The organism is Gardnerella sp. DNF00354 (assembly GCF_049262755.1).
GTDB lineage: Bacteria > Actinomycetota > Actinomycetes > Actinomycetales > Bifidobacteriaceae > Bifidobacterium > Bifidobacterium vaginale.
The window spans coordinates 1,237,662-1,251,961 of sequence record NZ_CP058402.1; the positions used below are offsets into that span (position 1 = coordinate 1,237,662).

Genomic DNA, 14,300 nt, shown 5'->3' on the forward strand with positions numbered 1-14,300 from the left:
ATTAATTATTAGAAAATCAGACTTTTAAAAAATCAGATCTTCCCGACCAAGTCAATAGATGGAGCAAGTGTTTCTTCTCCCTGCTCCCACTTTGCTGGACATACTTCTCCTGGATGGGCTGCAATAAATTGAGCAGCTTTAACTTTGCGAAGCATCTCATCTGCATTTCTGCCGATTCCATCTGCTGTCATCTCGTAGAATTGAATATTTCCTTGAGGATCAACCAAGAATGTTGCGCGATGAGCTAAACCAGATTCCTCATTCAAAGCATTAAAGTTTTTAGAGAGCGCGCCGTTTGGATCTCCAAGCATTGTGTATTTTACTTTTGCAATAGCTTTAGAGTCATCGTGCCAAGCTTTGTGAACAAAATGAGTGTCTGTTGAAACAGAATAAACTTCTACGCCTAATTTTTGAAGGTCTTCGTAGTGATTTGCAAGATCTTCAAGCTCTGTTGGGCACACAAACGAAAAGTCTGCTGGATAGAAGAAGAATATAGCCCACTTTCCAAGAACATCATTATCGCTTACTTCTACAAATTCCCCATTTTTATATCCGTTTACTTTAAACGGAAGAATATGCGTACCAATAAGGCTCATAACAACTCCAATCTTTAATTGTTTATTTAAAAAATTTTTCATTTCTTGCAATTAGCAATATTTTGACCTATTTGCTAAATCTAATTATTTAGAATCAGAATTCAGCATTAAAATCATGATAGATTATTTATATCAAAAAGACTATATGTATAGACAATATCTATAGCGCTAGATGTCGTATATCAATAACTCTTTAATAAATTTATATTTTCATAAAACAAATATGACTAAAACAAACTAAAAAAAAATATGACAAAAGCAAAAGAAAAAAAAAATGGAGCGGACAACGGGACTCGAACCCGCGGTCTCAACCTTGGCAAGGTTGCGCTTTACCAACTAAGCTATGTCCGCAAACAAAATGTCATAATAGCCTGATTTCTTTTTAAATGCAAGTTATGAGTAAAAATAAAAATTTATAGTGATTTTTCTGCAATATACATGCAATTTTACGGAGTGTTGAATAACAGAAAAAGATGAGAAAAATATTGATTACGATAATTATTATCATTAAGCCATAAATTTTTATAAAATTTTTCTTAAAATGTGATTTTTATCATGAAAAATCGTAAAAATAATGTAGAATGAGAATTAGCTTTTACCAAACAGGTAAAAGAAAACTGAAAAGGTAATGTTTTTCAAAGATGAAGCATAGAACAAGGAGGTTTCTATGAAGGCTATTGTTGCAACCAAAGATAAGAAGGCTCAGGTTGTAGAGAAGGAACTCCGCCCATTGGAATTTGGTGAGGCCTTACTCGATATGGAGTGCTGCGGCGTATGCCATACTGATCTTCACGTTAAGAACCAAGATTTTGGCGATAAAACAGGCGTGGTTCTTGGACACGAAGGTATTGGTATTGTTAAGGAAGTTGGCCCTGGTGTTACAACATTAAAGCCAGGCGACCGTGCATCTGTAGCATGGTTCTTCAAGGGTTGCGGACATTGCGAATATTGCACCACGGGCAGAGAAACACTTTGCCGTAGCGTTTTGAACGCAGGATACACTGCCGATGGTGGCATGTCTCAAGAGTGCATCGTCGCAGCAGACTACGCAGTAAAGGTCCCAGAAGGCTTGGATCCAGCTCCTGCAAGCTCCATCACTTGCGCTGGCGTTACAACCTACAAGGCTATTAAGGAATCTGGCGTACATCCAGGCGAATGGCTTATTCTCTTTGGTCTTGGCGGTCTTGGTAATCTTGCGTTGCAATATGCAAAGAACGTATTTGGTGCGCACGTAATCGCAGTAGATGTTAACGATGCTCAGCTTGAATTTGCTAAGGAATATGGCGCAGATTTGTGCGTGAACCCACTTAAGGAAAATGTTCCTGAATTTGCTATGAAGAAGGTAGGCGGCGCTCATGGCGCTGTCGTAACCGCTGTAAGCAAGGCTGCTTTTAACAGCGCAGTTGACTCTGTGCGAGCAGGCGGCACCGTTGCAGCTGTTGGTCTTCCACCAGAAGACATGGAACTTAGCATTCCTCGCCTTGTTCTTGACGGAATCCGTTTGGTTGGTTCTCTTGTTGGAACTCGTAAGGATTTGGAAGAAGCGTTCCAGTTTGGTGCTGAAGGCAAGGTTGTTCCACAGTGCCATATGCGCAAGATGGAAGACATTAACGACATCTTCGACGAGATGCTCAGCGGTAAGATTCGTGGTCGAATGGTAATCGACCTCTCCCACTGAAAAAGAGATAAGTTATAAAAACTAGAAGCCACTTAGCAAATACTAGGTGGCTTCTAGTTTATGTTTTAAGATATTTTAAGACTTAATTTTTGTACACTATTTTAACGGAGGCATTGGCTTCCAATTAGGATCATGCAAAATTTTTCTGCTTGCAATCCAACCAGTAAAAAGCTTTTTAACACCACTTAAAATATGCTCACGATCTACAGCAACAAGCCTAATAAGCTCTTTTGCAGCAGTTAACGCTGTTCCAAGAGCAAACATAAATGGTCGATAATCGCCATGAATCATAAAGTATCGCGCCATAAAACCACGATTTCGCATAATATGGTAACGATTCATGTCAGAAGTAGAATTTAGTTGACGAACGCCAGCAATATCCCAATTAGGAATATTACGAGTTCTACGAAGAATAACATCTTTTACAACAATAGGATTCGTAACTTTGCTAGCAAGGTATCCGTAAGTTGTGTCATCCCAATAAATAAAATAGTGCGGATCTGGCAAACCGATTTTCTCTACAATATTGCGCTTAAACAATCCACCTTCAAAGCACATAGTGTTCATAACGCGGTAGCCAGATGGTCCAAATGCTGCTGGAGCAATTGGGTTAGGGATTCCAAGAGAAACAATAAATTTATATTGCCAATAAAAATCGCCACCGTCGTAGTCTAAACGGCTGCCTTGAATCACATCGTGGCTTTTAGTCCACTTTGAAAGACGTTCAATAGATTCTGGAACAGTTTCAACATCATCGTCCATAACCCAGAACCACTGTGCGCCAAGTTCATACGCTTTTTTAACGCCAGCACTAAAACCGCCAGCTCCACCAAGATTGCTGCTTTGAGGTGCGTAAACAACGCGGCTTGAATCGCCAGAATCATCCGCGCTAGCAGAACCCCAGCGACGTGTAAGAACATCATCTAAATCTTGCACCATATCACGAGTTTTTTCACTCTTCTCATTGTCTACAACAACAATCCTCCATGGGCATTGATTTAATCGTTCAAAAGATTTAAACAGATTTTCAAGCAACTCCTGACGCTTATAAGTAACTACAACAACAGTAAGCTTATCAATAGTATTATCATTTATAACTTCGCTCATATTTTTAATATTACACTTAGCATTGCCATCAATATTATTAATAAAATTCAAATTTTTTAGTACAAACTTCATTTTCGGATAAATGTTCTTAGCATAAGATAAAAATAAAGAGTAGTTTCAGGGAAGGTGAAAATCCTTACTGGCGGTAACGAGGTAATTCTTGAATTAGTGAATTTTCTCGAAGCCCGCGAGCGGCATTGCGCTGCTGATTCGGTTAGAATCCGAAGCCAACGGTTAAAGTCCGGATGAAAGAAACGGAGGCTCTAATGAGCATTTCACGCGAAAATAATCATAAAACTAGCAATAACACAGCAAATAATCACACAGTAAATAATCACGCAACTTACTCTGGCACAAACTATTGGTCAAGCGAAAAAATTGCTAAATACGCGCTATTTGTTGCGCTCTCTATTGCTGTAAGCTTTATAGAATTTCCACTTATTCCAGACGTAAACTACCTTAAATATGATCCTTCGGGAATTGTGTGTTTGATTGCAGGATTTGCATACGGACCATTCGCCGCTGCAATCGTAAGCGTACTAGGATTTGCTCCACACTTCTTCACTAACCCGTTTGGCGCAATAATGGCAATATTGGTTTCAATGGGCGCGTCTGTTAGTGCTGCAATCGTCTACAAAAAAATTAGAACCAAAGAAGGCGCTATTATTTCGCTTATAGTTGGCTCTGTAGTTGCGATTGCTCTTGCAATAGTTGGAAACCTTATTATTACGCCATTTTATGCGCATATGAGCGTTGAACAAGTTGCCGCTCTTATAGTTCCAGCTCTGCTACCGTTTAATGCTATTAAGCTTGCGATTCATTGCGTAATAACTATGCTTGTTTATAAGCCTGTTTCAAAGCTTCTTAACTACAACAAATAGCAAACAAATAGCATTAGCCAAAATAGCATTAGTCAATTAAGTAAAAAGCAAGCTGATTATGCAAAGCAATAAAGTTATTCAAGATAAAACATGTTGCAAAGTCGAAAAAAGCAATACGGATTATTGCGCTAAAAAAGATAATGCTGTTTCTTTGCAAAAAGTTCGCTTTAGCTACGATGGCGGAAAAACTTGGATTCTAGACGGAATAGATCTTGAAATTGCATATGGTCAAAGAATCGCAATCATTGGCAAAAATGGTAGTGGAAAGTCCACGCTAGCTAAAATTATTGCAGGACTTTCTTCCCCAGATTCTGGAATTGTTACGCTATGCGGAATAAAAGTTTTTGAAGCAAACAATGTTGATTCAAAAGCTTACCAAAAAGCACGAGAATCTATTGGAGCATTATTTCAAAGCCCAGAAGACCAAATCGTTACAACAGTTGTAGAAGACGATGTTGCTTTTGGGCTTGAAAACTTGTGCGCCTCTAAAGAATTTATGAAGCAAAATATAAGCAATGCATTACGCGCTGTAAACATGGAAAATCACCGTTTTAGCGACCCGAGCAATATGAGTGGGGGTCAGCAGCAGCGCGTTGCTATTGCATCGTCGATTGCTACAAAATCAAAACTTCTTGTATTAGATGAGCCTACAAGTATGCTTGATTCTTGCGCAAAAGAAGATGTAAATAAGCTTTTTAACAAATTGCAAACGAGCGGCACAACAATCGTGCAAGTTACACATAAGATTAGCGAATGCAAAAATGCGGATCGAATATTGATGCTAGAAAATGGAAAATTGCGTGATGTAAGTTTATTGGAATTAGATGAATTTTTCACGGAAAAATCGCCAGCTGTTATTGGATCAAAAAGCATGACGAAAAATGTAGAAAATTCAAATACAGCAATTGAAATATCGAATTTAAATGTGAGCTATACAAATAGTCAAACTCCAATAATAAGAGACTATTCTCTAAGCGTAAAATCAGGCGAAATCGTTGCAATAATGGGAAAAAACGGGTGCGGAAAATCAACGCTCGCAAAAGCAATATGCGCACTTATTAAATACGATTCTGGCTCCATTTGCGTAAACGGAATAAAAATTAGCGAAAAAACAAGCAAATCGCAAATGCGAGAAATTCGCAAAAACATTGGTTACGTTATGCAATTGCCAGAACAGCAACTTTTTGCACAAACTGTTTTTGAAGACGTAGCATACGGGCCAAAAAACTTTGGATTAGAAGGACGTGAATTACATTCCAGAGTATTGAACGCACTAAAATCATTGCATATTGAACACTTAGCACAAAAATCCCCATTCGAACTTTCTGGAGGCCAGCAACGACTAGCAGCAATTGCAGGTGTTTTAGCTTGCAATCCAAAAATTTTGGTTTTAGACGAGCCTACAGCAGGATTAGATTTTGAGTATGCAAAAATCGTGCTAAAAATTTTAAGCGATTTACACAATAAAGGCGTAACAATTATTGTTATTACTCACGATTTAAACGAAGCAAAATCGCTTGGAGCGCGCATAGTTACGTTAGATTCGCGCAAAAAGAAGGAAATTCAAGAACACGCGCAAGACGAAAAGCTTGAAAATGCTAGCGAGAATGTTAACGAAAAGAAAAACAAAGACAAAAACAAGTCATTGCTAAGCTTATTCAATACGCGAATAATACTAATATCATGCTTAATTCTTATGTTTAGCGCATTTAGCATTACAAACTTCTATCAACTAGGAATTCTTGCACTATCAACGCTTGCTCTAATATTTCTCGCTAGAATATCGCCTATAAAATTATTGTTGTCATTGCACATGTTTATTGCAATATTCGTATTTTCTGGAATGTTTAATCTCCTAGTTGTACATTCTGGAAGAGAAATTTTTAAAATTGGACCGCTATCAATAACAGATGATGGAATAAAGTTTGCAATACTTTTCGCTTCAAGATTTTCGCTTGTTATACTAATCGGATCAATAATTGTACTAACAATAAGCCAAACGCGATTGACTGAAGCATGCGCGTCTATTATTTCGCCTCTTAAAAGCGTAGGATTGCCAAGTCAAGAAATTGCTCTTATTATGAGCCTTGCTTTGCGATTTTTGCCAACTCTTGCAAAAGAAGCAGAATCTGTTGCTTTAGCTCAAGTTGCAAGAGGTGGAAACATAAAAGACGGGTCTATAAAAAAGCGATTGCAAGCAATAACATCTCTTATAGTTCCAGGATTTGCAAGTGTGATTCGGCACGCAAACACACTGGGACTTGCGCTAGATTCTAGATGCTACGTTCCTGGAGCTAAGCGCACGCACTTACATACGGAGAAAATGCGCTTAAAAGACTTTGCGCTTTTAATAATTACATTAGGCATTGTGTGCGGAATAATTTTTGCTGGAATATTTGTATATTGAACTCATTGAACGTATTGAACGCGGATTCTTACGGTTAATGTATAATCCGATAAGCATTGAAAATTTAAGCGTTACAAGTAGATAATCAATAGTCGATAGTTGGTTGTCGATAATTGCGTTTGACAATATAGCGTTTTGACGTTTTAATGTTTTGAAAATTGACGTTTTAGCGTTTTACGCATGTTGAACGCGATTTGAAAGGAAAATAATGGCATTAACTAAAAAGCAAATTAAGCAATTGCGCGCGCTCGCTAACACTTTAAGCCCATTGCTTTATGTTGGAAAAAACGATATTAGCGACGCTGCTGTTAAGCAAGCAGACGAAACAATGCAATCTCATGAACTTATGAAGTGTGCTGTGCAAGATGGCTCTGGATTAAGCGCTAAAGAAGCTGCGCAAGAACTTGCAGAACATCTTGGTGCAGAAGTCGTGCAAGTAATTGGCAACCGTTTTGTGTTATTCCGAGTTTCAAATCGCGAAGATATTGACCACATTATGCTTGTGCGTGAATAAAACTATCTTAAAAAAAATAGTAATACTGTATTAAAAGGCTTCTTACAATTCTAAGAAGCCTTTTAATTATTGACTTTAGTTATTGTCAGCAGATTTGTGGAGAATATTGCGGATTTGAGATAAACGTTGCGAAATCTCGTGCTCGTAGCCGCGATTATTTGGGTGATAATATTCGCGGCCAACTAGCTCATCTGGCATATATTGCTGAGATGCAACAGCACCCGGATAATCGTGAGCATACTTGTAACCGTCGTGATTGCCCCAACTTTTCATTAAAGCAGTCGGAGCGTTTCGCAAATGAAGAGGCACTTGACCGATATTTCCAGCATCAACGTCTTTGAGTGCTTGATTAATCGCATTATAGCTTGCGTTTGATTTAGGAGCAGTTGCTACAGCAATCACAGCTTCCGAAAGAATAATCCGCGCTTCTGGCATGCCAATTAAAGCAACTGCTTGAGCTGCAGCAACAGTTACTTGTAAAATTTGCGGAGCTGCCATGCCAACTTCTTCGGCAGCAGCAATCATAATCCGCCTTGCAATAAAACGCGGGTCTTCCCCAGCTCTAAGCATTCGCGCTAAATAATGCAAAGAAGCGTCAACATCACTTCCGCGCATTGATTTAATAAAAGCAGAAATCACATCGTAATGATCATCGCCATCTTTGTCATAGCGAACTGTAGTAGTATCCATTACGTTAGAAACAATATCAGCAGTAATTACAGGCTTCTTTTTGCCATGCTGCAACGCAACATCTCCTGTTACTGCTCCTGCTGCAGCCTCTAAAATAGTGAGAGTTTTGCGAGCGTCTCCCCCGCTTAAACGAATAATTGAATCTATTGCGTCTTCGTCGATTTTAAGCTGATTATTAAGACCATTTTCGCTAGAAATTGCGCGTTCTATAAGCGTGTGCAAATCTTCTACACTAAGAGACTCAAGTTTAACAACTACTGATCTACTAAGTAGTGGCTTAATGATTGAAAAACTTGGGTTTTCGGTAGTAGCTCCAATAAAAGTTACGTCGCGATTTTCAACGCTTGGAAGCAAAGCATCTTGCTGTGATTTAGAAAAACGGTGAACTTCGTCAATAAACAGAACTGTTTCTTGACCTTTACTAACTAAACGCTCATGTGCTCGATCTAACACAGCTCGAACATCTTTAACTCCAGAAGTTACAGCAGAAAGCTCTTCAAACACGCGACCAGACTGTCTAGCCACAATATAAGCAAGCGTAGTTTTACCAACTCCTGGAGGACCAAACAACACAACAGAACTTGGAGCAGTAAGAGAACCCTTAGATTGTGGATTCGCAAGCCTGCGCAAAGGCGAACCATCTTTTAGAGCATGCGACTGCCCCAACACATCTTCAATACTGCTTGGGCGCATACGCACTGCCAATGGACGCGTCACATCGCTAGGTGCACTACTTGCGGAAAATAAATCTTGCTCCATAAATACCAGCTTACACTACATATAGAACAAACGTTCGATTGCATTCTGCATTCTGTGTTTTGCCTTCTGTGCTCTGTTAGCACATTTTAAAAATCACACATGCGAAACTTGGTAATCGAAGAACACAACTTCGCCTTCGTCTTGCGTTGTATCCAAATCAACAACGCCAGTAATAGCCCAATTATGATCTCCGTCTGAATCGTCAATAATCTGCCGAACCTTCCACGAATGTTCACTCTTCTCAAGAGAATCATCCAAAATAAACAAGTCTCCACTTCTAGCCTTGGCATCGATACCAACATACTCGTGCTCATCGTAATAGTCGTCAAGCACATCATTCCACTCGTGAACACCGTAACCCCAAGCTTTGTCAAGCTCTCCTAAAGTATCCGCATCTTCCAAATCCATAAGCTGCACGCGACGGAACATTGCGTTTCGAATCAACACAATAAGTCCACGACGATCCTCAACTACAGACTCAGAAGTTCCAGGCGCAGCCATAGTTACAGCGCTAGCTTCAGCGTCCGACCCTCCAGCACTTTCCCACTCGTCAACAAGACTTGAATCAATAGATCGCACAACAAGACGAAGCCACGAAATAATATCACGTAATTCTTCGTTAAGCATGTCTTCTGGCACAGTACGAGCAAGCGAACGATAAGCGTCCGAAAGGTAACGAAGAAGCGTTCCCTCACTTCTAGCAATGCCATAACGAGAAATGTATCCAGTAAAATCGGATGCGGTTTCAACCATGTCTCGAAGTACAGATTTAGGCTTAATCCAGTAGTCGTTTGCCCACGGAACATCTTTGCGATATTGCGCAAAAGCAGGCTCAAGCAAATCTTCAAGAGGCTTAGGGTAGCTAACTTCCGCTAAGCGTTCCATGCGCTCCTCGTAATCAATGCCATCATCCTTCATGCCAGCCATTGCAGCATCGCGAGCCTTACGCTCTTGTGCGCGAAGCACAGGCTTAGGATCATCTAAAGTTGCTTCAACCATAGAAATTACATCAAGCGCATAGCTTGGAGATTCTGGGTCTAGAAGTTCCAAAGCTGCGAGCAAGAACGGAGAAAGCGGCTGATCCAGCGCAAAGCCCTCTGGCATAGCAACATCAAGATCATAATCACAAGAACCATCCGAAAGCTCTCTGCATTCAATAACTTGAGTATCGAGCAAAGTTTGGAAAATATCGTTGCAACGCTCGAGCAATTTCTCTTTATCTTGCGGCTTTTGCGCACTATCTTCAATAAGTTTTTCAACGCGTGCTCTAGCATCCCCACCTTGCGTAACTTCGTTCAAAATCATTGAGTGCGTTACAACCATGTGAGGATTCAAAGTTTCTGGAGCGCTTTCAATAAGCTTAGTAAACGTTGGCTCGCCCCAAACTACAAAGCCTTCTGGAGCTTTCTTACGCTTAACTTTTTTAAGCTTCTTAGGATCATTTCCAGCTTTTGCAACAGCGCGCGCATTCTCAATCTCGAACTCTGGAGCCTCTGCAACTACTAAGCCCTCAGTATCGAATCCCATTCTGCCTGCACGTCCTGCAATTTGATGAAACTCGCGAGCACGAAGCTTTCTACTACGATTCCCATCAAATTTTGTAAGAGCTGTAAGCACAACCGAGTGAATTGGCACGTTAATGCCAACTCCGAGAGTGTCTGTGCCACAAATAACGGGCAGCAATCCTTGCTGTGCGAGCTGTTCGACAAGCCTACGGTAGCGCGGAAGCATACCAGCATGGTGTACGCCGACACCGGTGCGCAGTAGCCTTTGCAAGATTTTGCCGAATCCTGTAGTAAATTTAGTACCTTTAATTGCTTGCGCTATTTTGTCTCGCTGTTCTTTGCTTGAAACTCCCGTACTTGCGAGCGCTTGCGCTGTTTCAAGAGCTGCGTCTTGCGAAAAATGAACTACGTATATTGGCGTTAAACCCTTGTTAAATAAGAGTTCTACAGTTGTTGCGAGCGGCTTATCTGTGTACTCGTATTCGAGTGGGATTGGTCTTGGCGCATTAGCAATAATATCAACACTACGTTTTGTTGATTTTTCTAAGCGTTCCGCAATATCCGTTACGTCTCCAAGAGTTGCGCTCATAAGTAAGAATTGCGTGTTTGGAAGTGTAAGTAGAGGCACTTGCCAAGCCCATCCGCGCTCTGGATCACCATAGTAGTGGAATTCGTCCATTGCAACGCAATCGACTTCAGCGTTTGCGCCTTCACGTAAGGCTTGATTTGCTAAGATTTCTGCAGTGCAGCAGATTATTGGAGCGTCCGCGTTAATATGCGAGTCGCCTGTAATCATGCCAACGTTGTCGCGCCCAAAAATCGCAACTAAATCGAAGAATTTTTCAGAAACAAGAGCTTTAATTGGCGCAGTATAGTAGGAGCGTCTGCCAGTGGCTAGCGCTGCAAAATGCATGCCGAGCGCTACTAGAGATTTTCCAGAACCGGTTGGAGTATTTAAGATTACGTGATCCCCTGCAAGCAAATCCATAACAGATTCTTCTTGATGCGGCCACAAATCCACATGCTTGTTATCTTTAACCCAATCAACAAATGCTTGAAAAATCTCATCTTCGCTAGCATGATGCAAATCAAAAGCTAACTCGCCCAAACCAGCCATATTGCGCTCCTACTTTACTTAAGCTTTACTCGTGACTTTAATCGCAAATTTATTTACTTGCGCTTCTTCTTATCTCGTACTTTTACAGAGATTTGAATAGGAGTTCCCTCAAATCCAAACTCTTCTCGAAGAGAACGCTCAATAAAGCGACGGTAGCCGTGCTCTAAGAAGCCTGTTGTGAATATCACGAAACGCGGTGGACGCGTAGAAGCCTGAGTAGCAAACAAGATTCTCGCTTGCTTTCCACCTCGCAAAGGATGCGGATGAGCAGACTGAATACGCCCCAAGAAAGCGTTGAGCTTGCCTGTAGGAATGCGCTTATCCCAGCTGTCTAAAGCTGTTCGCATAGCGCGCGCAAGACGATTCGTATGCCAGCCTGTTTTTGCGGAAAGATTTACACGCTCAGCCCAAGTTACGCGCTCAAACTCAGTTTTCCACAAGCGTTCCATGCGCTGTCTGGAAAATTCGTCCATCAAGTCCCACTTGTTAAACACAAGTACGATGGCTCGACCCGCGTCTACAGCCTGGCTCATAACTTTCAAATCCTGCTCTGCAATCGGCTGGGAAGAATCGAAAAGAATCAAAGCAAGTTCAGAACGCTCAATCGCAGCTTGCGTACGAAGTGAAGAATAGTATTCAGCACCCGTAAGCTTATGCTGCCTGCGCTTAATACCAGCAGTGTCAATAAACAGCCAGTCTTCTCCATCAACTCGCACAACCTCATCAACAGGATCTCGAGTAGTTCCAGCTAAATCGTTTACAACAGAACGTTCTTCATGAGCTAAATGGTTCAAAAGCGAAGACTTACCAACGTTTGGACGACCTACTAAAGCAACTCTGCGAAGTCCTTCTGGAGTTAAGAATCCTGAAGTTTTATTTGCTTTCTTCAAAGAGTTAAGAGCCGCGTCAAGCAAATCTCCAACACCTCTGCCATGCATTGCAGAAATTCCGTAAGGCTCACCCATTCCAAGCTTCCAAAACTCTGCAGTCAAATACTCGCTTCTAGCGTCGTCAACCTTGTTAACTGCCAGAGTAATAGGCTTACCTGCAGCGCGAAGCATTGAAACAATGCGCTCGTCGGTAGCTGTTAAACCAACTTGACCATCTACTAGGAAAATCACAGCATCGCTTAAACGCACTGCTACTTGCGCTTGTTGAGCAATAGAAGAATCAATGCCTTCAACATCTGCTTCCCAGCCGCCAGTGTCAACCAGCTTAAAGTTGGTTCCAGCCCACTCAGCGTCGTAACTTACGCGATCTCTCGTAACACCTGGAGTATCTTCTACAACAGCGACACGATGGCCCAAAATACGATTTACAAGAGTTGATTTTCCAACGTTTGGTCGACCTATAACGGCGATTACTCCAACAGCTTTTGTATCTTTCGATTCATCATCGCTTGCAAAATCACCGCTAAGAAGCGCACGATCTTCATCATCAAGATCGTAGCCTTCAAGATTTGCAGCATAACGGTCGTACTCATCTTGCTCAATCGCATCGTCAACAATCTCTACAAGCGCGTCAAGAGTCTGCTCAAAAGTCAAATCAGAATTATCTAGAGTTGTAACACCATCTGCAGCTTTAAGAAAATTCGTAACTTTAGCGTCTTTAGCGTCGCGAGCACGAATATCGTCTTCTTCAGATTCATTATTCTTAGATCCATTATTTTGCAAATTTTCTTGCGCAATATCCTGCTTATTTCTGCGAGCTTGACGCACTTCCTCACGAGCAGTAAGAAGCACTCGAACTTGAGCATTTGGAGCCACAACAGTAGTAATATCGCGGCCTTCTGCAACTATTCCCTCTCCGCCTGAGAAAGAATCTTCACTAGACTCTGAAGCAATATACGCGCGCTGAGCAGCAATAAGCATGCGTCGAACTGCAGGAATCGAAGAAACCGTAGACACGTGCGAAGAAACTTCGCTGGAACGCAATTCTTCGCTAATATCTTCACCATCAATTACGACTACAGGATTTTTTGGATCAACACTAAATTCAGCATGATCTTCCGTAAACAATGCTCCAACAGCTTCAACAATTTGATTAAAGCGTTCTGCATCTGCAGAATTCGTTGGATTTCCTTCTTCATCCAACTCAAGCTGCTTACTTAAATCAATACCTTGCTTCAAGCACCACCAAGCAGCAGCTCGATACATTGCCCCCGTATCTAAATACGCAAAACCATAGTATTGCGCTAAAGCACGAGAAGTAGAAGATTTACCTACTCCTGCTGGTCCATCAATTGCTACGCAAATCACAGGCCAACCTCCTTAGAAAGCGAGCGCACTTCTACTTGCGAGAGCACGCGGTAAGACCCAGCTTTTAAGTCCCCTAACTTAATAGGACCGATTTGAGTACGCACAAGACGCTTTACAGGGAAGCCAACGGCTCCAAAAATTCTGCGCACAATACGATTCTTGCCAGAGTGCAACACAACTTTTACGATAGTTGCATCGTGATTCTGGTCGATTATTGCGCAGCGATCGAGCTTAATCCAACCGTCTTCAAGATTTACGCCTTGCGAAACCAAGCGGCGGCAAACCATTCCGTTGATCTTTCCTTCAACAGTTGCAATATACGTTTTCTCAACTTCGTACTTTGGGTGCATAACATGCTGGCTTAACTCACCATCGTTGGTCATTAAAATAAGACCTTCAGAATCGTAGTCCAAGCGTCCCATGTGGAAAATTCGCTCGTACTTATCTCCAACAATATCTCTTAAAGTGAAGCGACCTTTTGGATCATCCATTGCGCTCAAAACTCTTTTTGGCTTATTAAGCGCGAGTGTTACAAGCTTGTGATTGAACTTTACTCTCGATCCGTCTACGCGTATTTTTTGTTTACTTGGATCTACTCGAGTTCCGAGTGTTGTTACAAGCTCATCATCTACTTCAACACGCCCATCTAAGATTATTTCTTCACACTTTCGGCGTGAACCAAATCCCGCTTCAGCAAGTAGCTTTTGCAGTCGAACAGCGTTTTTGGATTCTTGTTGCGCCTGATTGGCGCGGGAATATGCGTTTGGCATCGTTCTCCCAACGTGACC

10 protein-coding genes, 1 tRNA gene and 1 riboswitch are annotated in these 14,300 nt (G+C 41.4%); of the genes, 4 read left to right on the top strand and 7 right to left on the bottom strand.

Translation table 11 applies throughout. The features are described from left to right. Nucleotides 1-32: 32 nt before the first annotated feature. Nucleotides 33-596, bottom strand: coding sequence for an alkyl hydroperoxide reductase subunit C (gene ahpC / locus HXT24_RS04945; RefSeq protein ID WP_004115062.1), 564 nt, complete (start codon nt 594-596; stop codon nt 33-35). A gap of 275 nt (nt 597-871) precedes the next feature. Continuing rightward, nucleotides 872-947: transfer RNA gene (locus HXT24_RS04950), tRNA-Gly, on the bottom strand. Nucleotides 948-1,263: 316 nt separating this feature from the next. Here HXT24_RS04950 and adhP point away from each other — a divergent pair. Further along, nucleotides 1,264-2,274, top strand: coding sequence for an alcohol dehydrogenase AdhP (adhP, locus tag HXT24_RS04955; RefSeq protein ID WP_009994725.1), 1,011 nt, complete (start codon nt 1,264-1,266; stop codon nt 2,272-2,274). Nucleotides 2,275-2,370: 96 nt separating this feature from the next. Here adhP and HXT24_RS04960 read toward each other — a convergent pair whose 3' ends face one another. After that, complete coding sequence (locus HXT24_RS04960) at nt 2,371-3,381, bottom strand: glycosyltransferase (protein ID WP_422119266.1); 1,011 nt, start codon at nt 3,379-3,381, stop codon at nt 2,371-2,373. 109 nt (nt 3,382-3,490) lie between these two features. Continuing rightward, nucleotides 3,491-3,642: riboswitch (FMN riboswitch) on the top strand. 5 nt (nt 3,643-3,647) lie between these two features. On the opposite strand from HXT24_RS04960, the gene HXT24_RS04965 reads away from it, so the two are divergent. The 3 genes from HXT24_RS04965 to HXT24_RS04975 all read left to right on the top strand — a co-directional run bounded on the left by HXT24_RS04965 (nt 3,648) and on the right by HXT24_RS04975 (nt 7,183). Further along, the gene (locus tag HXT24_RS04965; RefSeq protein WP_415684128.1) at nt 3,648-4,262 is read left to right on the top strand and encodes an ECF transporter S component; all 615 of its coding nucleotides are present in this window, start codon (nt 3,648-3,650) and stop codon (nt 4,260-4,262) included. A 58-nt stretch (nt 4,263-4,320) separates the two neighbouring features. After that, nucleotides 4,321-6,669 carry an energy-coupling factor transporter ATPase gene (locus HXT24_RS04970; RefSeq protein ID WP_422119267.1) on the top strand — a complete coding sequence of 783 codons (2,349 nt, stop codon included), beginning with the start codon at nt 4,321-4,323 and terminating at the stop codon, nt 6,667-6,669. Between the two features lie 208 nt (nt 6,670-6,877). Continuing rightward, nucleotides 6,878-7,183, top strand: a complete 306-nt coding sequence (locus HXT24_RS04975) for a YhbY family RNA-binding protein (RefSeq protein WP_004117809.1) — start codon at nt 6,878-6,880, stop codon at nt 7,181-7,183. A 75-nt stretch (nt 7,184-7,258) separates the two neighbouring features. Here the strand turns inward: HXT24_RS04975 and HXT24_RS04980 are convergent, their stop codons facing one another. The 4 genes from HXT24_RS04980 to HXT24_RS04995 all read right to left on the bottom strand — a co-directional run bounded on the left by HXT24_RS04980 (nt 7,259) and on the right by HXT24_RS04995 (nt 14,282). Next, nucleotides 7,259-8,632: a replication-associated recombination protein A gene (locus HXT24_RS04980; RefSeq protein WP_422119268.1), complete on the bottom strand. Its 1,374-nt coding sequence runs from the start codon at nt 8,630-8,632 to the stop codon at nt 7,259-7,261. A gap of 93 nt (nt 8,633-8,725) precedes the next feature. Next, a complete protein-coding gene (locus HXT24_RS04985; protein ID WP_422119269.1) occupies nt 8,726-11,254 on the bottom strand; it encodes a DEAD/DEAH box helicase in 2,529 nt (842 codons plus the stop codon). A 53-nt stretch (nt 11,255-11,307) separates the two neighbouring features. Continuing rightward, nucleotides 11,308-13,512, bottom strand: coding sequence for a bifunctional cytidylate kinase/GTPase Der (der, locus tag HXT24_RS04990; protein ID WP_422119270.1), 2,205 nt, complete (start codon nt 13,510-13,512; stop codon nt 11,308-11,310). Further along, on the bottom strand, nt 13,509-14,282 hold the full coding sequence (locus HXT24_RS04995; RefSeq protein WP_004130807.1) for a pseudouridine synthase: 774 nt from the start codon (nt 14,280-14,282) through the stop codon (nt 13,509-13,511). Before HXT24_RS04995 ends, der begins: the two co-directional genes overlap by 4 nt. Nucleotides 14,283-14,300 lie beyond the last annotated feature (18 nt).